This is a genomic window from Pantoea jilinensis (assembly GCF_019104105.1).
GTDB lineage: Bacteria > Pseudomonadota > Gammaproteobacteria > Enterobacterales > Enterobacteriaceae > Pantoea > Pantoea eucalypti.
Genome location: NZ_CP077746.1, coordinates 565142 through 585916 on the forward strand (window position 1 = coordinate 565142; position 20775 = coordinate 585916).

25 protein-coding genes and 1 other RNA gene are annotated in these 20775 nt (G+C 56.2%); 14 read left to right on the plus strand and 12 right to left on the minus strand.

Annotation, left to right across the window (positions count from 1 at the left end):
- Positions 1-80: 80 nt before the first annotated feature.
- Positions 81-626, minus strand: a complete 546-nt coding sequence (gene yjgA, locus KTJ90_RS02720; protein WP_003855525.1) for a ribosome biogenesis factor YjgA — start codon at positions 624-626, stop codon at positions 81-83.
- A 114-nt stretch (positions 627-740) separates the two neighbouring features.
- On the opposite strand from yjgA, the gene pmbA reads away from it, so the two are divergent.
- The 11 genes from pmbA to KTJ90_RS02775 all read left to right on the plus strand — a co-directional run bounded on the left by pmbA (position 741) and on the right by KTJ90_RS02775 (position 10423).
- A complete protein-coding gene (pmbA, locus tag KTJ90_RS02725) occupies positions 741-2081 on the plus strand; it encodes a metalloprotease PmbA (protein WP_499025914.1) in 1341 nt (446 codons plus the stop codon).
- Positions 2082-2143: 62 nt separating this feature from the next.
- Positions 2144-2530: a cytochrome b562 gene (cybC, locus tag KTJ90_RS02730; RefSeq protein ID WP_003855527.1), complete on the plus strand. Its 387-nt coding sequence runs from the start codon at positions 2144-2146 to the stop codon at positions 2528-2530.
- Between the two features lie 294 nt (positions 2531-2824).
- The gene (locus tag KTJ90_RS02735; RefSeq protein ID WP_003855528.1) at positions 2825-3160 is read left to right on the plus strand and encodes a glycine dehydrogenase; all 336 of its coding nucleotides are present in this window, start codon (positions 2825-2827) and stop codon (positions 3158-3160) included.
- A 13-nt stretch (positions 3161-3173) separates the two neighbouring features.
- Positions 3174-3530, plus strand: coding sequence for an SFCGS family glycine-rich protein (locus KTJ90_RS02740; RefSeq protein ID WP_003855529.1), 357 nt, complete (start codon positions 3174-3176; stop codon positions 3528-3530).
- A 2-nt stretch (positions 3531-3532) separates the two neighbouring features.
- Entirely contained in the window at positions 3533-3832 is a 300-nt protein-coding gene (locus KTJ90_RS02745) for a DUF4312 family protein (RefSeq protein WP_003855530.1), read from the plus strand.
- Positions 3833-3959: 127 nt separating this feature from the next.
- Entirely contained in the window at positions 3960-4736 is a 777-nt protein-coding gene (locus tag KTJ90_RS02750) for a DUF4311 domain-containing protein (RefSeq protein ID WP_008925780.1), read from the plus strand.
- An 11-nt stretch (positions 4737-4747) separates the two neighbouring features.
- Positions 4748-5389: a DUF4310 family protein gene (locus tag KTJ90_RS02755; protein ID WP_008925779.1), complete on the plus strand. Its 642-nt coding sequence runs from the start codon at positions 4748-4750 to the stop codon at positions 5387-5389.
- A 43-nt stretch (positions 5390-5432) separates the two neighbouring features.
- Complete coding sequence (locus KTJ90_RS02760; protein WP_499025915.1) at positions 5433-6563, plus strand: amidohydrolase/deacetylase family metallohydrolase; 1131 nt, start codon at positions 5433-5435, stop codon at positions 6561-6563.
- Positions 6547-7668 (plus strand): DgaE family pyridoxal phosphate-dependent ammonia lyase, encoded by a 1122-nt coding sequence (locus KTJ90_RS02765; protein WP_039659410.1) that lies wholly within the window; start codon positions 6547-6549, stop codon positions 7666-7668. The genes KTJ90_RS02760 and KTJ90_RS02765 overlap by 17 nt, the downstream gene beginning before the upstream one ends.
- Positions 7665-8408: a 2-dehydro-3-deoxy-phosphogluconate aldolase gene (gene dagF, locus KTJ90_RS02770; RefSeq protein WP_039659409.1), complete on the plus strand. Its 744-nt coding sequence runs from the start codon at positions 7665-7667 to the stop codon at positions 8406-8408. The genes KTJ90_RS02765 and dagF overlap by 4 nt, the downstream gene beginning before the upstream one ends.
- Positions 8409-8512: 104 nt before the next feature.
- The gene (locus tag KTJ90_RS02775) at positions 8513-10423 is read left to right on the plus strand and encodes a BglG family transcription antiterminator (protein WP_008925775.1); all 1911 of its coding nucleotides are present in this window, start codon (positions 8513-8515) and stop codon (positions 10421-10423) included.
- A gap of 4 nt (positions 10424-10427) precedes the next feature.
- Here the strand turns inward: KTJ90_RS02775 and KTJ90_RS02780 are convergent, their stop codons facing one another.
- The gene (locus KTJ90_RS02780) at positions 10428-11327 is read right to left on the minus strand and encodes a LysR family transcriptional regulator (protein ID WP_003855535.1); all 900 of its coding nucleotides are present in this window, start codon (positions 11325-11327) and stop codon (positions 10428-10430) included.
- 129 nt (positions 11328-11456) lie between these two features.
- Here KTJ90_RS02780 and KTJ90_RS02785 point away from each other — a divergent pair, with 129 nt between their 5' ends.
- Positions 11457-12161 (plus strand): pirin family protein, encoded by a 705-nt coding sequence (locus KTJ90_RS02785; RefSeq protein ID WP_003855536.1) that lies wholly within the window; start codon positions 11457-11459, stop codon positions 12159-12161.
- Positions 12162-12213: 52 nt separating this feature from the next.
- On the opposite strand, the gene dolP is transcribed toward KTJ90_RS02785, so the two are convergent.
- From dolP to KTJ90_RS02805, 4 genes are read right to left on the minus strand one after another with little or no spacing between them, the layout of a single operon-like run.
- Positions 12214-12786, minus strand: coding sequence for a division/outer membrane stress-associated lipid-binding lipoprotein (gene dolP, locus KTJ90_RS02790; protein WP_008925774.1), 573 nt, complete (start codon positions 12784-12786; stop codon positions 12214-12216).
- Positions 12787-12800: 14 nt separating this feature from the next.
- The gene (diaA, locus tag KTJ90_RS02795; RefSeq protein ID WP_003855538.1) at positions 12801-13388 is read right to left on the minus strand and encodes a DnaA initiator-associating protein DiaA; all 588 of its coding nucleotides are present in this window, start codon (positions 13386-13388) and stop codon (positions 12801-12803) included.
- Between the two features lie 14 nt (positions 13389-13402).
- On the minus strand, positions 13403-13798 hold the full coding sequence (locus KTJ90_RS02800) for a YraN family protein (RefSeq protein ID WP_003855539.1): 396 nt from the start codon (positions 13796-13798) through the stop codon (positions 13403-13405).
- Positions 13756-15804: a penicillin-binding protein activator gene (locus tag KTJ90_RS02805; RefSeq protein ID WP_039659407.1), complete on the minus strand. Its 2049-nt coding sequence runs from the start codon at positions 15802-15804 to the stop codon at positions 13756-13758. Before KTJ90_RS02805 ends, KTJ90_RS02800 begins: the two co-directional genes overlap by 43 nt.
- Positions 15805-15866: 62 nt before the next feature.
- Between KTJ90_RS02805 and rsmI the strand changes: the two genes are divergently transcribed.
- Together rsmI and rnpB are read left to right on the plus strand one after the other, a co-directional pair.
- The gene (gene rsmI, locus KTJ90_RS02810; protein WP_039659404.1) at positions 15867-16733 is read left to right on the plus strand and encodes a 16S rRNA (cytidine(1402)-2'-O)-methyltransferase; all 867 of its coding nucleotides are present in this window, start codon (positions 15867-15869) and stop codon (positions 16731-16733) included.
- A 33-nt stretch (positions 16734-16766) separates the two neighbouring features.
- An RNA gene (gene rnpB, locus KTJ90_RS02815) (RNase P RNA component class A) lies at positions 16767-17145 on the plus strand.
- Between the two features lie 422 nt (positions 17146-17567).
- Here the strand turns inward: rnpB and KTJ90_RS02820 are convergent.
- The 6 genes from KTJ90_RS02820 to KTJ90_RS02845 all read right to left on the minus strand — a co-directional run bounded on the left by KTJ90_RS02820 (position 17568) and on the right by KTJ90_RS02845 (position 20629).
- Positions 17568-18542, minus strand: coding sequence for a glutathione S-transferase family protein (locus KTJ90_RS02820; protein ID WP_090966141.1), 975 nt, complete (start codon positions 18540-18542; stop codon positions 17568-17570).
- Positions 18543-18633: 91 nt separating this feature from the next.
- Positions 18634-19029: a DoxX family protein gene (locus KTJ90_RS02825; RefSeq protein ID WP_008925770.1), complete on the minus strand. Its 396-nt coding sequence runs from the start codon at positions 19027-19029 to the stop codon at positions 18634-18636.
- Positions 19030-19231: 202 nt separating this feature from the next.
- Entirely contained in the window at positions 19232-19516 is a 285-nt protein-coding gene (locus KTJ90_RS02830) for a YqjK-like family protein (protein ID WP_033733988.1), read from the minus strand.
- Positions 19516-19911: a phage holin family protein gene (locus KTJ90_RS02835; protein WP_003850226.1), complete on the minus strand. Its 396-nt coding sequence runs from the start codon at positions 19909-19911 to the stop codon at positions 19516-19518. The genes KTJ90_RS02830 and KTJ90_RS02835 overlap by 1 nt, the downstream gene beginning before the upstream one ends.
- Positions 19912-19913: 2 nt before the next feature.
- Entirely contained in the window at positions 19914-20219 is a 306-nt protein-coding gene (locus KTJ90_RS02840) for an ElaB/YgaM/YqjD family protein (protein WP_003850224.1), read from the minus strand.
- A gap of 35 nt (positions 20220-20254) precedes the next feature.
- Complete coding sequence (locus KTJ90_RS02845; protein WP_033743157.1) at positions 20255-20629, minus strand: DUF1090 domain-containing protein; 375 nt, start codon at positions 20627-20629, stop codon at positions 20255-20257.
- Positions 20630-20775: the final 146 nt, after the last annotated feature.

Below are 20775 nucleotides of genomic sequence, written 5' to 3' on the forward strand. Positions count from 1 at the left end.
TCCTTTCATCTCTTGCCGTTACAAATCCGCTCAGACTTCCTGCCCTGGCCGTGCGCCGTCTGAGCACGTCTGCCATGGCATTACTTCGCTTCGGCCAGCTCGCGCAGATACTGGAAAATCTGACGTGCAGACTTCGGCGGCTTATTGCCCGCTTTCTCTTTCTGCGCGTTACGAATCATGCTGCGTAACTGCTGACGATCGGCTTCGGGATAGAGCGCGATCACATCGCCCATCGCCTCATCGCCCTGCTCAATCAGACGATCGCGCAACATTTCCAGTTTATGGAACAGTGCAACCTGCTGATTGTGGCGATTATTGAGCTTGTCCAGCGCAACACGAATCGGCTCCACATCTATACTGCGCAGCAGTTTACCGATCAGCTGCAGCTGACGGCGGCGACCCTCTTTCTTAATGCGCTGCGCCAGTTCAACTTCGTTACGCAGGCGCTCATCCAGCGGGATTTTATCCAGCGAGTTTTTACCCAGATCAACCAGTTCGGCACCCAGGCGCTTTAACTCTTCTGCATCGCGTTTAATTTCACTCTTACTGACCCAGATAATCTCTTCATCTTCTTCTTCGTCATTATCTGGCACATCGTCGAGCCACTCATCGGGCTGTTTGGTCATTTCCGGGCTCCCAAAAAAAAGAGGCTAATCGTACCAGTTTATCGGGTGACTGCGAAATTGTTCTCTGACTCTGATAGACTCAAATCATTCACACATAAGATTATGGGCAGGTCGATGAACGTATCTACTCAGGTTGCAGAACAGCGAAAAGTCCTGGAGCAGGCCATTGCGCAGGCACTTGAACTGGCTAAAGCAAGCACTGACAGCGCGGAAGTGGCAGTAAGTAAAACTACCGGCATCGGGGTCAGCACCCGCTATGGCGAAGTGGAAAACGTCGAATTCAACAGCGATGGTGCGCTGGGCATCATCGTCTATCATCAGAATCGTAAAGGCAGCGCCTCATCGACCGACCTCAGTCCGGACGCCATCAAACGCACCGTGCAGGCGGCGATTGATATTGCGCGCTACACGTCGCCCGATCCGTTTGCTGGCCCGGCTGACGCGGAGTTACTCGCGTATGATGCGCCGGACCTGGATCTCTACCATCCGTGGGAGATTGACGCCGACCGCGCCATTGAACTGGCGGCACAGGCGGAGCAGGCGTCGCTGCGTGCAGACAAGCGTATTACGAACACCGAAGGGGGCAGTTTCAATAGCCACGTCGGCATCAAAGTCTTTGGCAACAGCCACGGTATGTTGCAGAGCTATTGCTCAAGCCGCCACTCGCTCTCCAGCAGCGTCATTGCCGAGCAGGATGGCAATATGGAGCGTGATTACGCCTATACCATTGGCCGTGCGTTTGAGGATCTGAAAAGCCCGGAGTGGGTGGGTGCAGAGTGCGCACGCCGTACGCTCTCCCGTCTGGCTCCGCGTAAACTGCCGACCATGAAAGCCCCGGTGATTTTTGCTTCTGAAGTGGCGACCGGCTTGTTTGGTCATCTGGTGGGCGCGATCAGCGGTGGCAGCGTGTACCGTAAATCGACCTTCCTGCTGGATTCCATGGGGCAGCAGATCCTGCCGGAGTGGCTCACTATTAATGAGCAGCCGCATCTGCTGAAAGGGCTCGCCTCCACGCCATTCGACAGCGAAGGGGTGCGGACTCAGGCGCGCGACATCATCAAAAATGGTGTGCTGCAGACCTGGCTGTTGACCAGCTATTCAGCCCGTAAACTGGGCCTGACCAGCACCGGTCATGCTGGTGGCATCCATAACTGGCGCATTGCGGGCCAGGGCCACAGCTTTGACGAACTGCTGAAGCAGATGGGCACCGGATTAGTGGTGACTGAACTGATGGGCCAGGGCGTCAGCGCCATTACTGGGGACTACTCACGCGGTGCAGCCGGTTTCTGGGTCGAGAATGGCGTTATTCAGTACCCGGTCAGCGAAGTCACTATCGCCGGAAATCTCAAAGAGATGTGGCGCAACATGGTGACCATTGGTGACGATATTGAAACCCGCAGTAATATCCAGTGCGGTTCCGTGTTACTGCCTGAGATGAAAATAGCGGGACAATAAGATGGATTTCTGAAGCAGCCTGCAGGCTGCTTTTTTTTCATCACAATAAAAAGGAAATAATGATGCGTAAGCATGTGATTGCAATGTTGTCGGCTTCTCTGTTGTTCTCCAGCGTCAGCCTCTATGCGGCGGATCTGGAAAAGGATATGGACACGCTGAATGCGAACCTGAAAATCGTCAAGAAAAGTGACAATGCTCAGGAGATGCAGCAGGCGTTAACCAAAATGCGTGCCGCGGCGCAGGATGCCAAAAAATCAACGCCGGATAAGCTGGAAGGTCAGCCTGCTGACAGCGCGCAGGTCAAAGATTATCAGGCGGGCCTCGATTCGCTGATTGCGCAGATCGACGTGGTCAGTGCACTGGCGAAAGCCAACAACGTGGATGGCGCTAAGCGCGAAGCTGCTAAATTTGATGACATCCGCAATACCAACCATAAGAAATTCCGTTAATCAGATCGCCGGTCACCCTGACCGGCGATTTTTACCATCACTTCTGCTTATTACCGCGCCGTAAAGCCTCTTGCAACGCGCCTGTCGCCGCACAACATCGTCGTCTTTACCTGTTAAAACCCGCATTTTGCGCATTATGCGACGCCTGTCGCACAAAGCGTGCAGGCTGCGATCTGACGCACAACCTTCACGTCAATTTCCACTTACTGCTGGAAATGTTGCCTCTCCACAGTCGGGGTGATGACCGTTAATTTATTTTTAACGCGAATTATCCGATTTAACAGGAGTAGCAAGGTGAGCAATAAGGGCGTCCCGGTGTATGAAGCGTCACCGGAGAAAGTGCAGCAACTGGCTGACAGCGTAATGACGCAGATTGCGGCGCTCTATCAGCAGCATGGCATTCAGCCCAACGCGGTCCAGCAGCAGATGCTGCAATCCCATGTCGGCGCCATGGCGTCACGCTCGCTGAGCGGAGAGCCGCTGCCGGACGTGGAAGCGGAGCTGTTTGAAGATATTCCACCGGAAACCGTGGCACTGGCGCAGCAGGTGGTCGATCTGTTTGGCAATCTGCCCCGGGAAGAGGCCTGGCTGCTGTCAGTGCATATTGAAGTCGCGCGATCCAACAACTAGAGAGGAAGACAACATGGTAACAGTAGTGATTGGCGATCGTTTAGGTAAAGGCCAGAAAGTGGCTATTGGCATCGAAAAAGCAGGTGGCCGTGCTGTTGTGGTACCCGGTGTGGCGGCTGATATGAAACTGGGTGACGTGATGAAGGCAGAAAATGCCGATTTCGGTATCTCCTTCTGCGGCAGCGGCGGCGCTGGCGCCATTACCGCCCAGAACAAATATGGCTACAAAGCAAAGCATGGTATGCGCTCTATCGATGAGGGCGTCACCGCCATTAATGAAGGTGCCACGGTACTGGGTTTTGGTTTCATGGATAAAGAAGAGTTAGGCGAGCGGCTGGTGCAGGCCTGGAACAAGAAGCACGGCAGCTGATTATGAAAGAACAATACGTTACTCAGGTGACGGTCGAAGGCAAAGGCGATACCAAAGCGAAAGCCTTTGCAGACGCGCTGAGTCGGGTGCAAAACCAGGTTCTGCGCGCGACGCAAAAAATTCTGCTGCGCATCGAACCGCAGGATGTCCGGGTGCTGTGCGCGCAGGAGAGCGTCAAAACCGAGAAGTTTCTCTTCTTCTTTCTGGCACGTCAGCGGCGAAGCTTCAGCGTCACCCTGGAGATCACTGTCAGCGTCACCGTTTTCGACACCGAACGGGTGACGTTTACGGCGGCATCGTAAAACAGAACCTGTTTACATCAGCCCGCTACTGAACCGAATCTCAGCTGTCGCGATAGCGCGACGCTAAGACCGGAGCGACGCGGGCGCTGAGGCAGGATGGGTAAAAACGACAACAAGGTACAACAACATGTTTTTAATCATTTTGTTTAAGTCGTTGATCATTGGCGGACTGGTCGGTGTGGGTGTGGGGGCGGGTGCTGCACGCATGTTCCACGCGCCCACCACCCAGGGCATGGGCGCCTTTCGTACGCTGGGCGAGCTGAACTCGTGCGAAGGCGATCCGGCCTCTCATTTCTCCTTTGGTCTTGGCTTCTTTTTCAATGCCTGGGCATCGTCGGTTGCAGCCGGTTCATTCACGCAGGATGTCGATCACCGCATCATCCCAAACTGGGGCGCGGCCGCGCTGATGGTGAAGAATCGTAATGTGGCAGAGACGCTGCACGACCCGAAAAAAATGGCCATCGCCTGCGGCATTATCGGCATGATCGTCGTTGCCTTTCTCAACTCTACCGCGTCAGCTGTTCCCGCTGCGCTGCAGGTTACCGCAGTCAAAGTGCTGGTGCCCGCCGCTAACCTGCTGGTGAACACGGTGATGCCGGTAATCTTCTGGCTGGCAGCAATCGACGCAGGTAAAAAGTCAGGCTTCTGGGCCACCATTTTTGGCGGTCTGGCACAGCTAATCATGGGCAACGCCGTGCCTGGGCTGGTGCTGGGTATTCTGATCGGCAAAGGGGTGGAAGAGAGCGGCTGGAATCGGGTTACCAAAGTGATGATGACCGCTATCGTGCTGCTGTTTGTGCTGAGCGGCTTCTTCCGTGGTTTCGATATGAAGCTGCTGCAGTCCTTCCAGCTCGGCATTCCCGGCTGGCTCGACATGATCCACAACTCAGTCAGCGGCAAATAAGAGGCGATGCGATGAACGAAAATAAAGGCTTCTGGTATGCCGACTGGTCTTTCCCGATCTTTGTTGGCCTGCTCTCCTCGGGTGTCTTTGCCGGGACGCACATGTATTACCTCTACGGCATCGGCGCGTTCAACGAAGTGGCATTTGTGTCGATGCTGCGCGCAGGCATGGAGACCGGCGTCTACGGCGCAGTCGCCGCTTTTGGTGCCAGTTTCCTGTTTGCCCGCATTATTGAAGGTTCACTGGTGGGCATTCTGGATATCGGCGGGGCGATTCAGACCGGCGTCGGCCTGGGCGTGCCGGCACTGCTGCTGGGCGCGGGCATCGTCTTTCCGGTAGCGAATTTTGCGGCCTCGCTGGTGACGGGCCTGGTGATTGGTGTGGCGATTGGCTACCTGATTATTCTGGCGCGTAAATTCACCATCAATCAGAGCGACTCCACCTACGGCGCAGACGTGATGATGGGAGCCGGTAATGCCTCAGGGCGCTTTCTGGGTCCGCTGATTATCCTGTCCGCCATGGCGGCCTCGATTCCGATTGGTCTGGGTTCGCTGCTGGGTGCGCTGCTGTTCTATCTCTGGAACAAGCCGATCACCGGCGGTGCGATTCTCGGCGCGATGATCCTGGGTGCACTGTTCCCGATTGCTCTCTGATCTCACCGGCAGCCCGGCAGCGGGCTGCCGTTAAGGAGAAACCATGTACGACTTGATTATCCGCAATGCGCGCCTTAGCGATGAGCAGGTGGTCGACATTGCGCTGCAGGATGGCCGCATCGCCGCCGTGGGCAACGTGCAGGGCAGGGCACGGCGCGAGCGCGATCTGGCGGCTCGCTTCTACCTCAGTGCGGGCTGGATCGACTCCCACGTTCACTGCTATCCCAAATCTCCCCTTTATCATGATGAAGCGGACGCGATTGGCGTAGCGCACGGTGTCACCACGGTGGTCGATGCAGGCAGCACCGGCGCAGAGCACATCGATGATTTCTACCAGCTGACGCGCGCAGCACAGACCCAGGTGTATGCGCTGATTAATATCGCCCGCACCGGCATCGTCACTCAGAATGAGCTGGCCGACATGACGCAGATCGACGGGGAGGCGGTGAAGCAGGCTGTAGCGCGACTGCCGGATTTTATCGTCGGCCTTAAGACGCGCATCAGCAGCAGCGTGGTCGGTCAGAACGGCGTCCAGCCACTGATAAAAGCGAAGGCTATTCAACAGGCGAGCGGCGGTCTGCCACTGATGGTTCATATTGGCAATAATCCGCCCAATCTTGACCAGATTGCCGATCTGCTCACCACGGGCGACATCATCACGCACTGCTTTAATGGCAAACCCAACCGCATTCTGACGCCGCAGGGTGAACTCAAAGCAGCGGTTAAACATGCCATTGCGCGCGGCGTAAAACTTGATGTCGGCCACGGCAGCGCCAGCTTCAGCTTTGAGGTCGCCCGGGTGGCGATTGCGCAGGGCATTCTGCCCGACACCATCAGCTCTGACATTTACTGCCGCAATCGTCTGGCCGGGCCGGTTCACAGCCTGGCGCATGTGATGTCGAAATTTTTCAGCGTCGGCATGACGTTGCCGCAGGTCATCGACTGCGTGACGATAAACGCGGCCGCCGGATTGCGCCTGCTGCGTAAAGGCCAGCTGAAAGTCGGCTACGACGCCGATCTGACTGTTTTTAGCATCAAAGAGGAAACCCGGCCCTTTATCGATTCCGAAGGTGAAGAGGTCGCCGGTGAGAAGCAACTGGTTCCGCTGGCGGCGGTGGTCGCTGGTACGTGGATCGCCACTGAAGAAGGAATAGCGCATGACCTCGGTTTATGAAAAGTATGGCCTGAAGCCGGTGATTAACGCCTCTGGCCGTATGACGATCCTCGGCGTATCGACCCCATCGAGTGACGTGGTCGATACGGTGAAGTATGGCCTCGATCACTACTTCGAAATGAAAGATCTGGTGGATAAGACCGGTGCGTATATCGCCGGTCTGCTGAAAGTGGAGAACGCGCTGGTGGTCTCCTGCGCCTCGGCCGGAATCGCCCAGTGCGTGGCGGCGGTGATTGTAAAAGACAACGACTGGCTGGTGGATAACCTGCACGCCGCGCCGCTGACCGTTCCGCACCAGATTGTGGTGCCGAAAGGGCACAACGTGAACTATGGCGCGCCGGTCGGCAGCATGGTGGCGCTGGGTGGCGGGCAACTGGTGGAAGCGGGTTACAGCAACGAATGCTCACCTGCCCAGCTGGCGGCGGCGATCACGCCACAGACGGCGGCGATCCTCTATGTGAAATCGCACCACTGCGTACAGAAGAGCCATCTTGATGTGGCGCAGGCCGCGACGGTTGCGCGTGAGCATGGCCTCCCGCTTATCGTCGATGCGGCAGCAGAAGAGGATTTGCAATGCTACTACCAGGCGGGCGCCGATCTGGTGATCTACAGCGGCGCAAAAGCGATTGAAGGGCCGACCAGCGGGCTGGTGATTGGCAGACACCACTACGTTGAGTGGGTCAAACGCCAGACCAACGGCATTGGCCGCGCAATGAAAGTGGGCAAAGAGGGGATTCTGGGGCTGACCCAGGCGATTGAAAATTATCTGTCACAGCCAAAAATCAGCGGCGCGCAGATGGTGGAAAAAATGACGCCGTTTATTGAACAGCTTAACAGCCTGAACGGCGTGACAGCCCGCGTCGTGTGGGACAGTGCCGGACGCGATATCGCCCGCGCTGAAATTAAGTTCGATGAAGCCGCGATCCAGCAACGCACCGGCGATCTGGTGCAGGCGCTGAAAAAGGGCGATATAGCGATCTATTTCCGCGGCTATAAAGCCAACGAAGGAATCATTGAAGCGGATGTGCGCAGCGTCAGCGCCGATCAACTGCACACTATTTTTACCCGCATTCAGGCACTGTTAAACGGGGAGAAACACGCATGACGCTGACACCTAATTTTTATCAGGATCGTCTCTGCCTTAACGTCCTTGCGGGATCAAAAGAGAATGCGCGCGCTATCTGGCAGGCAGCAGAAGGGCACGTGCTGGTCGGCGTGCTGTCAAAAAACTACACCAGCAATGACGCCGCTATCGCTGATATGCGTGAATATGCTGCGCTGATCGATAATGCACTCTCGGTGGGCTTGGGCGCGGGCGATCCAAATCAGTCACAGATGGTCAGTGAGATTTCGGCGGTGCTGCAACCGCAGCATGTGAATCAGGTCTTTACCGGTGTCGCCACCAGTCGTGCGCTGTTGGGTCAGTCACAGACTATTGTGAACGGTCTGGTCTCGCCAACCGGCACGCCAGGTCAGGTAAAAATTTCTACCGGACCGCGCAGCGCAAAACGGCAGGATGGGATTGTGTCCATCGAAACGGCGATTGCGATGCTGCAGGATATGGGCGGCAGCTCGGTGAAATATTTCCCGATGGGCGGTCTGCAGGCGGTGGATGAGTACCGCGCTGTGGCGGAAGCCTGTGCAAAACAGGATTTCTGGCTGGAGCCCACCGGCGGCATCGATCTGGAAAACGTCGGCGAGATCATGCGCATTGCGCTGGACGCGGGCGTCAGCAAAGTGATCCCGCACGTCTACAGTTCGATCATTGACAAAGCCAGCGGAGAGACCCGCATTGACGATGTGAAGCAGCTGCTGGCCATCTGTAAAACAGTACTGGCCCGGTGATCGACACGATCTGCCTTTGACAGGCAGATCGTGCAGCATGGACGTTGCGTGACGAACGCCGTAGGCTGAAGTTTTCACTCTCTGTCAGCAAACAGGTAACGCTTGTGAGATTTCCCAATCAGCGCCTTGCGCAACTGTTCGATGCCCTGCAAAACGAAACGCTGCCTCAGGATGAGCTGGCGCGGCGTTTTGCCGTCTCGACACGCACCGTGCGTACCGATATTACGGCGCTGAATGCGCTGCTGGCAGATCATGGTGCGCAGTTTATCCTGAGCCGTGGCGCAGGTTATCAGCTGAAGATCGAGGATGCTCAGCGCTTTCAGCATCTGCAGCAGCATACCGCGTCGCCGCTGCGGGTGCCGCGTACCTCGCAGGACCGGGTTCGCTACCTCCTGACCCGTTTTCTTACCGCTGCCTATTCACTGAAACTTGAAGAGCTGGCGGAAGAGTGGTTTGTCAGCCGCGCGACCCTGCAGAACGATATGGCCGAGGTGCGCGAGTGGCTGGGTCGCTATCACCTCACCATTGAGAGTAAACCGCACTACGGCATGAAGCTATTTGGCAGCGAAGTGGCGATTCGGACCTGTCTCACCGACCTGTTATGGCAAATCGATCAGGCGATGCCAGAGAGTCCGCTGCTGACTATTGAAGCGCTGAACAGCGGCATGCTGGAGACGCTGCGTCCGCTGCTGCAAAGCTGTTTTGCGCAGCACAACATTCGCCTCAGTGATGAGGGCGAGCGCTATCTGCGGCTCTATTGCGCCGTTGCTGTGCGTCGCATCAGCGAAGGTTATCCGCTTAACGATCCCGGTGCTGAGGAGATTGGCGATGAGGTGCGTGAAGCGGCACATCAGCTGATTAATCTGATGCGTCCCCTGGTCAGCAAACCAATTTCACCCGCTGAAGAAAACTGGCTGCGGGTTAACATTGCCGCGCGGCGCATTCAGGCGATCGCTCCCAGCGCCATCAATGCCGATGACGCCGACGCGCTGGTGGATTACCTGCTCAGCTTTATCAACACGCACTACAACTTCAATCTGCAAAACGATCAACAGCTGCGAGCCGATCTGCTTACCCACATCAAAACCATGATTACCCGGGTGCGCTATCAGATTCACATCCCTAACCCGCTGCTCAGCAACATCAAGCAGCACTATCCGATGGCCTATGATGTCACCCTGGCGGCGGTGACCAGCTGGGGAAAATATACGCCTTACGTCATTACCGAGAATGAGATTGGCTTTCTGGTGCTGCATATTGGTGTCGGACTGGAGCGCCACTATGACGTGGGCTATCAGCGTCATCCACAGGTGCTGCTGGTGTGCGACAGCGGTAACTCCACGCTGCGCATGATTGAAGCGATGTTGCTGCGGAAATATCCGCAGTTGCAGGTCACGGCCCGCCTGTCACAGCGCGAGTATGAGGCGCGCAGTCGCATTGACGAAGATTTTGTCATCTCAACCATCCGGCTCAGCGAAAAAGAGAAACCCGTGGTGGTGATGTCACCGTTTCCCACCGGTTTTCAGCTGGAGCAGATTGGCAAGCTGGTGCTGGTCGATCGTACCCGGCCCTATATGTTGGCGAAATTTTTTGATGCCCAGCACTTTCATATCGTCGACAAGCCAATAACCCGGTCTGAGCTGTTTCGCCAGCTGAGCGATCAGCTGCAGGAGGAGGGGTTTGTGGATGAGGCGTTCTATCCGTCGGTCGAAGAGCGTGAAGCGATTGTCAGCACGATGCTGGGCGAAGGCATTGCGCTGCCGCACTCGCTGGGACTCCTGGCAAAGAAAACCGTGGTCTATACCGTGCTGGCCCCACACGGTATTCCCTGGGGAGACGATACCGCCTATGTCATCTTCCTGCTGGCGATCAGCAAAAGTGAATATGAAGAGGCGATGGCGATATACGATCTGTTTGTGACGTTCCTGCGTGAAAGGGCGATGACCCGACTGCGGGACTGCACCGATTTCACCTGCTTCAGGGCGGTGGCGATGGATTGCCTGAGTCGGCCATAGGCTTTTAGTTTTTCTTCGCCAGCAGGCGGGGGATCTCGCGCAGGCACCAGGATTTGGCTTCGCCCATGCTGTCGCGCCGCCACGCCATAATAATATCAACCTCGCGAGTGTATTCCGGACTCACCACGCGCAGACGGCCTTCCGCGATATCCTGCTCCACCAGTGAATAGGGCATGGTTGCGACACCCAGCCCCGCCAGCAGGGCACGGCGCTTATCATCCATGCTGCTTACGGTCAGGCGCTGCTGTTTATCCAGTAACTGCACGGTCAGCACCGGGCGCTCACGCGCGGTATCTGCCACTGCAATGCCCCGGTATTTCACCCGCGTCACTTCAGACTGAGGTTCAGGCTCGTTATGAATCGGGTGGTCAGCACTGGCGACGTAAACACTCATCATGGTGTAGAGCTTACGGGTATTGATCTCGGTGGAGGCACGGAAGTGCATATCGGGGGCGATCACGATATCGGCACGGCCCTGTTCCAGCCGCTCCCACGCGCCTGCCAATACTTCGGTAACCAGCGAAAATTGTGTATTGGCTTTGTCAGCCAGCTTTGTCACCAGCGGAAACAGTGCATCAATGGGCACCAGCGCTTCAGTAACGATGGTCAGATGGGTTTCCCAGCCACGCGCCAGCGCTTCCGCATCGGTGGTGAGCTTATCGGCCGCTTCCAGCAGTACCCGGCCACGCTCCAGCAGCATGCGTCCCACGTTGGTAAATTTAGTGCGGTGACCGGAGCGGTCAAACAGCACCACATCCAGCTCCTCTTCCAGCTTTTGCATGGTGTAGCTGAGGGCTGAAGGGACACGCCCCAGTTCATCTGCTGCTGCTGCAAAACTGCCACGTCGATCAATCGCATCCATAACGCGTAAAGATTCAAGGGTTAACGCACGCTCTTTGGCCATCCCGTTTCTCTGTCAGGAAATTTGAACATGCCGGGCAGATTAACTGGCTAACAATCCGGCGTCCAGACTTTTACCATGGGTGCATAAAGTCCGTGGCCGATCCTCGTCACCGGATGCCGGAGGTAAATAATGATAACGACACGCAGTGCGTCCGCATGTGGTCAGGCCGATTTCGGCTGGTTGCAGGGGCGTTACAGTTTCTCTTTTGGCCACTATTTTGATCCCAAACTGATGGGCTACGCATCGCTGCGTGTTCTGAACCAGGAAGTACTGGCACCGGGTGCGGCTTTTCAGCCGCGTACCTATCCTCAGGTCGATGTGCTGAACATCGTGCTGCAGGGTGAAGCTGAATACCGCGACAGCGAAGGCAACACCATCAGCGTGCGGGAAGGAGAGGCGCTGCTGCTCTCTGCCCAGCAGGGGGTAAGTTACACCGAAATTAACCTGAGCAAAGATCGTCCACTGACACGTATGCAGCTATGGCTGTCAGCCTGTCCTGAGCGCGAAAATCCGCGGATGCAAAAGATTGCCCTGACGGAAGGCCGGTTGTCTCAGCTGATCGCCTCGCCGGATGGGATAGATGACAGTCTGCAGTTGCGTCAGCAGGTGTGGATTCATCAGGTTGAGCTGGCGCCGGGCGAACAGCACTCGCTGCGGATACAGGGGCCACGCGCCTATCTGCAGTCAATTCATGGTTCGCTGGAGGCGATGTCCGGCACGGATCATCAGGAAAAGCTGGGCTGTGGCGATGGTGCGTTTTTGCAGGAAGAGAAGCTGTTGCAGCTGAAAGCGAAAACCGCGACCCGCGCGCTGGTCATCGATATTCCGGTCTGAAAATCGGGCAATAAAAAAGGCGGCCATAGCCGCCTTTTTGCGTTTTAGCGTGTTACTTCAGCATGGTAAAGGCGGTGGTAACGTGCTTCACGCCACTGACGCGGCTGGCGACATCAGCCGCGGCCTGCGCTTCCTGTTGTGTCACCAGACCCAGCAGGAACACTTCGCCATTCTCCGTCGTCACCTTCACGTTGGAGGATTTCACCTGATCGCTGCCCAACAGCTGCGAGCGGATTTTGGTGGTAATCCAGGTGTCTGACGACGTGGTGCCCAGCGTCACTTTCTGGCCGATGCGGATCTCGTTATAGACCTCGGTTGCGCCATCAACGCCCATGGTGATCTGTTTGGCACGATTGGCGATCTCCTGCGAAGGCGCCTGACCGGTCAGCAGCACTTTGCCCTGATAGGCGGTGGCGACAACGCGGGCATCGGTTTTAATCTGCTGATCTTTTGCCAGCGCGTTCGTGACGCGTAGCTCCAGCGTGCCGTCATCAACCTGTGTACCCACCGAGCGGGGATCCGTGGCCGTTTTGGTGGCAACAGCTGCGCCGCCAGCGACGACCGCCACGCAGCCCTGCAGTAGCATGGCGGTTAACAGAATAGCTATAGCATTCAATGCTTTCATTCGTGCTCCTTCAGTCATTCCTGATGGGGAAAGAGAGTGTTATCGATCAGATCGCATAAGCAATTCACGGTGAGCATATGCATCTCCTGAATACGGGCGCTGCGGTGCGACGGAATGCGGATTTCCACATCCTGCGGACCCAGCAGTCCGGCGAGCTCTCCGCCATCATACCCGGTAAGCGCAACGATAGTCATATCGCGTGTCACCGCTGCTTCTACGGCCTTAACGATGTCACGGGTGTTGCCACGGGTCGAGATGGCCAGTAACACATCACCTGCGTGTCCCAGCGCGCGTACCTGCTTGGCATAGATCTCATCGTGCAGACGATCATTCCCAATCGCGGTCAGCATCACGTTGTCGGCACTTAACGCCAGCGCCGGTAAGCTGGGGCGTTCGGTCTCGAAACGATTGATCATGCTGGCGGCGAAGTGCTGGGCATTGGCGGATGAGGCACCGTTGCCACAGCTCAGGATTTTATTGCCATTCAATAACGACTGCACCAGCGTCATGGCCGCGCGGGAGATGGCATCGGGCAACGCCTCGGCTGCGGCAATCTGAGTCTGAATACTTTCGGTAAAACACGCTTTAATTCTTTCCTGCACACGACCACCTGGTTCTAAACGTCTGCATTAAAGGCATTCGGCAGCCACTCGAGCGCCGTGCCGGTAATGGCGATGATGTCGAAACGGCAATTCACTGTTTCAAAACTGCCGCCGCGTTGCGCCAGCCAGAGAGCGGCAGCGCGCAGCAGCTTTTGTTGTTTATTCCGGGTTACGCTGGCGAGCGCGCCACCATAACGCGCATCGCGTCGGTAGCGGACTTCAACAAACACCCAACAGTGCCCGTCACGCATAATCAGGTCAAGTTCACCATTGCGAAAGTGAACATTACTGGCGACCCATATCAGGCCAGCCTGCTCCAGATAGCGCCGGGCATCTTCTTCATGTCCGGCGCCAATCTGACGGCGATTTAGTTGGCCGGTGCGATTTCGCCCCGGCGATACTGGTTCCATGTCAACTTCCTGTTGATCACACAATCCGTGTCGGCGCTGAGCTTGCCGGTATTGCCATCCAGCGTGAAGCCAGGTGACTGGCGCATCTGGTTAAAGTGGTTCGCCAGCGTCCAGGCATCCATACCCATGGCATAGAGGCGTACCAGCGAGTAGTCATTATTGAATGACTTCGATGTCTGCTGCATCAGGCCAGGATTGCTGCCGGAGAGCAGCGGAATATCGCTGAACTGCAGGCCATCCATTTCTAACCGGAAGTCCGGGCCAGCGCCGGCCTGCGCGCTGCGCGAACTGGCGTAGAGCGAGATATTGCTGCGACTGCCGGTGCGCATGGTGATCATCGGTTTGATCAGCTGCAGTTCATCCTGGGTTGAGACGATGTAGACCGCATCGATGCCACCGCCGCTGCTGGTGCTGACCACATCAGGCGTGCTCTGTTGCGGTGCCGGAATGGTCAGGCCCGCAATGGAAACGCCCTGCGGCTCAGCAGGTGCCGCATTGACCGGCGTACCTGACAGGCTGATGCCCGCGCCGCTGTTAATGCCCTGTTTCAGCTCAGCGGTCGAGCCAAAGCGCTGCTGCATGACGGTGCTGCCACCCAGCGTCTGCCACTCCTGTGCAAAAGCGTTTGTCACGCGATCGCCAAGGCCGCTGCGCGGAACCAGCAGCAGCGGCTGACGTTTGCCCTGGTCCCAGATATGGTGCGCGGCATCGCGTGCTTCGTCTTCAGGAGAAAGCGCAAAGTAGCAGATATTCGGATGGTTCTGGATCTTTTCCGGCTCATTGAGCGCCAGCACGTTTAAGGGGGTCTGGCTGTTGGCGACCTTCTCAACGTTGCTCTTCAGCAGTGGGCCAACCACGATAGTGGCGCCATCCTGCTGTGCCTGCTGCATCACCTGCTCAATCGGCTGGCTGCTGGTGTCATAGACCTTGATCTGAGCGTTGCTGGCCGGTGCGGCGGCGGCAGGCTGAGATTGAGGCTGTGACTGAGGCTGTTGCTGTTGCTGTGGTGTGGTGGTAGCAGACTGCTGCGGTGCGCTGATCGGATCGGCAGACGATCCCGCAGCGGCGGCAGGTTGCGCGCTGGCTGTTGCATCCGCAGCGGCGGGCTGGGCAGTTGCTGCCGCAGGCTGTGCGACCGGCGCGGATACGCCGTTCTTCGCGTCGTTAAAGCCTTTCTGGATGGCATTCGCGAACACCTGTGCCTGGCCATTCAGCGGCAGCAGCAGCGCGATGATGCTGGTAGAGGCTTTGGTGTAGTTCTGCATCTGGCTCAGCTGCGTCGGCAACGTTTTGGCCGCCGGGTTCTGCGGATAGCGAGTCTGCCAGTCTTTGATGCCGGACTTCAGCATTTCTGCATCCTGGGCATTAGCACGCCAGACCGCGAGCAGATCCAGCCAGCCCTGCAGCACATTTTCGTCGGCATTGATCACCAGGTTGCTGGCTTCCTGTGGCGACATCTGCGTCAGGGTCTGCCAGGTAGCGTCAATATTGGTCTGATGATCGGCGTCTTTCAGCAGCGGTTCCTGAGCAATATAGTTGCGCAGCAGTGAGAGTGAAGGGCGGCCCTGCGCGCTGGCAATTTGCAGGCTGTAGTAACGCGCCAGCTGATCCTGCGACAGTGCGCTGGTCTTTACCGCTGCTAACAGCGGTTCAGCGTCTTTGGATTTCTGCTGGGCAATCAACAACTGCGCTTTCAGCAGCAGAGATTCCTGTTGCTGCGTCTCAGAGAGCTGCTGCGGCAACTGGCTCAGTTGCTGAGTGGCCTCGGGATACTTTCCTTCCTTCAGCAGGGCGCGGATTGCGAGTAATTGCCAGTCGGTCTTGCTATCATCGCTGCTTTGCTGCGCTTGCTGCAGATAGTAAGCGGAGCTGGCGGTGGCTGGCCCCTGAATATTGACGGTTGAGGTTTGCGGCGCCTGACCGCTACATGCGGCTAAAATCAGCCCGGCAAGAATGACAGGCAGAAAGCGTCCTGCTTTATGACGAACGACTTTTGAAGGAAGCATACTGTATCCAGTGATGTTTTTTTCAAGATGCTCAATATTAAATCGGCAATTCGGATGAAACAATGAAACAACTCGATCGGGCAGAGATTTCTGCCAGCACGCTCTACATCGTTCCAACCCCGATTGGTAATTTGGGTGATATCACCCAGCGGGCGCTGACGGTGCTTTCGAGCGTCGATCTGGTCGCTGCGGAAGATACACGTCATACCGGGCTGTTGCTACAACATTTCGCCATCAATGCGCGACTCTTCTCACTTCATGACCACAACGAGCAGCATAAGGCTGAGCTGCTGCTGACGAAGCTGCAAGAGGGTCAAAGCATAGCCTTAGTTTCCGATGCTGGCACGCCGCTGATTAACGATCCGGGCTACCATCTGGTGCGCCGCTGCCGTGAAGCGGGCATTCGTGTAGTGCCGCTACCGGGCGCCTGTGCCGCCATTGCCGCATTGAGCGCCGCAGGACTGCCATCCGATCGTTTCTGTTACGAAGGGTTTCTGCCCGCAAAAACCAAAGGCCGTTGCGATGCCCTGCGAGCACTGGTGCAGGAGCCACGCACGCTGATTTTCTATGAATCAACCCATCGTTTAATCGACAGCCTGCAGGATATGGTGAGTGAGCTGGGGCCTGAGCGCTACGTCGTGCTGGCTCGTGAGCTGACCAAAACCTGGGAGTCGATTTATGGTGCGCCGGTCGGCGAGCTGCTGGCCTGGGTCAAAGAAGATGAGAATCGTCGTAAAGGCGAGATGGTGCTGATTGTCGAAGGGCACAAAGTCGATGATGACGATGCGTTACCCGCTGATGCACTGCGTACGCTGGCGCTGCTGCAAAAAGAGCTGCCGTTGAAGCGCGCGGCTGCGCTGACCGCTGAGATCCATAGCGTGAAGAAGAATGCCCTCTATAAGTATGCGCTGGAGCAGCAAGAGGCGTGACAAATGCCTTCGGATGTCCTATTATCCCGCGCCGAAGCTGACCAGACAGTCGCCGCTTTGTCGTCGTCCTCACTTGTGGGGAGACGGGCAGAGGGGAGGAAAGTCCGGGCTCCATAGGGCAGGGTGCCAGGTAACGCCTGGGAGGCGCAAGCCTACGACCAGTGCAACAGAGAGCAAACCGCCGATGGCCCAGAAATGGGATCAGGTAAGGGTGAAAGGGTGCGGTAAGAGCGCACCGCGCGACTGGCAACAGTTCGTGGCACGGTAAACTCCACCCGGAGCAAGGCCAAATAGGGGTTCACAAGGTACGGCCCGTACTGAACCCGGGTAGGCTGCTTGAGCCAGTGAGCGATTGCTGGCCTAGATGAATGACTGTCCACGACAGAACCCGGCTTAACGGTCAGCTTCGACTTTTTACCAGAAACCCCGCTCCGGCGGGGTTTTTGCTTTTGCGGGCTATGTGCAGGCAGCGATGAATGACTGTCCACGACGCTCTCTATGAAAAGAACGCGGCTTAACGGTCAGCTTCGACTTTTTACCAGAAACCCCGCTCCGGCGGGGTTTTTGCTTTTGCGGGCTATGTGCAGGCAGCGATGAATGACTGTCCACGACGCTCTCTATGAAAAGAACGCGGCTTAACGGTCAGCTTCGACTTTTTACCAGAAACCCCGCTCCGGCGGGGTTTTTGCTTTTGCGGGCTATGTGCAGGCAGCGATGAATGACTGTCCACGATGCGCTCCATGAAAAGAACGCGGCTTACCGGTCAGCGTCGATTTTTTACCAGAAACCCCGCTTCGGCGGGGTTTTTGCTTTGTGGCGCTATACGAATGCAGCTTAACCGCGGCCGTGCGGTTCATCCCAGTCAAACGCTGGCCCAAGCGAAATCACGCCGTTCGGGTTGATGGTCTTGTGACTGCAGTAATAGTGATGACGGATATGCGGCAGATTGACTGTCTCTGCAATGCCCGGCATCTGATAGATATCACGCAGGAAACCGCTCAGGTTTCTGTAATCACTGATCCGGTGGCGATCGCACTTAAAGTGAGTCACATAGACGGGATCAAAGCGCACCAGCGTGGTCCACAAACGCAGATCCGCTTCGGTCAGCTGATCGCCGGTAAGATAGCGATGCTGACCCAGAATCTGCTCCAGTCGCGACAGCGAATGGAACAGCGCAGTCACTGCCTCATCGTACGCGGACTGCGACGTCGCAAAGCCCGATTTATACACGCCGTTATTAACCGTATCGTAGATCCAGCCATTCAGCTCATCAATCTTCTCGCGCAGCGCTACCGGATAGTAGTCACCGGCACGGGCACCGACCGCATCAAACGCACTGTTGAACATGCGGATGATATCAGCCGATTCATTGCTGACGATGGTGTTCTGCTGCTTGTCCCATAATACCGGCACGGTTACACGGCCACTGTACTGCGGGTCAGCATGCAAATAGAGCTGATAAAGGAACTCGTTCTGATAGAGCTTATCGCCCGTCGCATCCTGAAAGGTGTCATCGAAGGTCCAGCCGTTCTCCAGCATCAACGGATGCACCACGGAGACGTCGATCATGCTATCCAGACCCTTCAGCTGACGCATCAGTAGCGTACGGTGCGCCCAGGGGCAGGCCAGCGAGACATAAAGATGATAGCGATCGCGCTCAGCAGCAAATCCCGCTTTGCCCACCGGACCGGCGCTACCGTCCGCCGTGACCCAGTTGCGAAAAGCCGACTCTGAACGTTTGAAACGTCCGCCAGTGGATTTGGTGTCGTACCAGGTGTCATGCCAGACACCGTCAATTAACTGTCCCATAGTGGCTCCAATGCAAACAGGGCGGGGAAATGTCCCCGCCCTGCTAAGTATATGTGGCATTACGCTTTATGTGAGATTAGCGCGCAATCGCCTATGATTTTCTTTTGCTGATCAGGCGATCAATGCTGTATGCGCCTGGACCCACCAGACCTAACACCAGGAAACCACCCGCGATAGAGAGGTTTTTCATGAACATCAACTGATTCACACCTTCGGCAAAGTTACTGTGAAACAGAAACGCGGTCAGGATGGTGAAGCCTGCAGTGAACAGGGCAGTGAAACGGGTCAGGAAACCAAACAGAATGGCCAGACCGCCGCCAAACTCCAGCAGAATAACCAGCGGCAGCATAAAGCCAGGGACGCCCATCGCTTCCATATATTGCTGAGTACCTGCATAACCGGTGATCTTGCCCCAGCCGGCCGTAATGAACAGGATTGGCATCAGGATGCGAGCCACTAATAAACCGACATCTTCGAATTTTTTCATCATCTACTCCAGCGCTATCAGGAATGCAGGGCAAGCTGCCCGCAGGGTTTATGCCCGCTGAAAGCACTACTGCGTTCATTGGGTTGATGGCTGGAGATGATAATCGCGGAGTGGAAAGGTTGTAAGCGAGATATACTGTCTGTGTTTTTCAGAAAATCTGATGAAGAAAAGCCGGCCTTTTCAGGACCGGCTATTAACAAAATTAACGCGGTGGCAGAGCCGATTTAATCATGCGCCAGGTACTCCAGGCACCGAATCCCCGTTTGGCCCAGCGTAAGAGCTTACTGGGACTACGAATTGAGTAGACGGCCAGCGCGCTGCTGCCAATAGCCAGATAGCGACGTAAGCTGAGGAAAGTAAACCAGCCACGATCGTAATGGGCGGTCCCTTCCAGCCAGTCACGCCGCGCAGCGCTTAAATCCAGCCGCTGCTGCTGCACATGCTTAAGCAGTTCATGGATGCGTTCTTCACGCTCGCGGCGGCTCATCAGCGTTGTTCCTCAAGCAAATTACGATCAGTTTCCAGCTCTTTACGCGTATGGCGTAACAGCGTTGACTGACGCGACTTGTGAAGTGTCCAGAGTCCCAGAATGACCGCCAGCAGGAACAGTGTGCCGGTTGTGATGCCAATGGCCATCAGACGGTACTGTGCATCTACTGCCCAGATGATCAGAACCATCAGGCTCATCAGACCAAATGCAGTGAACAGCATGGTCAGGCCAACCATCAACAGCAGCTGAATCAGGTTAGCTTTCTCATGCTCCAGTTCCACCACTGCCAGACGAACACGCGTCTCGACCATGCCAACCAGCGTGGTCACAATACGCTGGCCGATGTTAATGACCCCTTTAGCCGGGCCGTGGTTATGCTGTGAGTCAGCCATAGTTAACGACGCGAAATGAGCATGCCCAGTGCGACGCCAATCGCTGCACCGATGCCCACACCATGCCATGGATTTTCACGCACATAGCCTTCAGCTCTCTGTGCCGCTTCACGCGTAGTCGCAGCGATGCGCTCGCTTGATTCGCCCAGACGTTCACGTGAGCTGTCCAGCGCATCACGCGCTTTGCTGCGAAGTTTATCCAGCTCACCTTTGGATTTTTCAGTACTGCTGCTCAGTACTTCTTCCAGGGTATCGGCGAGGTTTTTCAGTTCAGCACGCAAATGTTCCGATGATGTGTCTTTAGACATAAAATACTCCTTTAACATCAGTTGGTTAATTCCAATTAATAGGGCTCCGCCTGTAACTTTTTCAGTTCCCGGCGCGCTTCATCCAGTTTTTGTTGTCGCTTAGCAATCTTTTCCCTGTCATGGCCCTCTTCACGCTCTTCCCTGAGTGCGTGCTCACGCTCTGCAACTTTCTGCTTTTGCGCGTTAATTCTTTCCAGATGGGCGGCTTCAAGCTTTTTATCGCTGCAATCTGCCCGGACTTCGGTCAGCGCGCGCTCCAGACCATTAACCCGGCGCTGGTTGTTATGCTTTTGCGCCATCCCAATTTCACGCTGAATATCCTGCTCTTTCTGCTCACACAGCGATTCTGCTGCCAGCAGCGAACCCGATAGCGAAAACAGAGCAATGCCCATCAATACTTGATATTTCATCGGTCCTGAACCTTCCATTGCGACCTGACTCCTCATCACCTGCGCGATCTTGTGCCTGCGGGTGCTAAGAATCGACTCTCGCTTAAGCATAGACACCGATAGTAAAAAGTTCAAAGAAGACCGGGAGATAGAGCGGCTTTCAGACC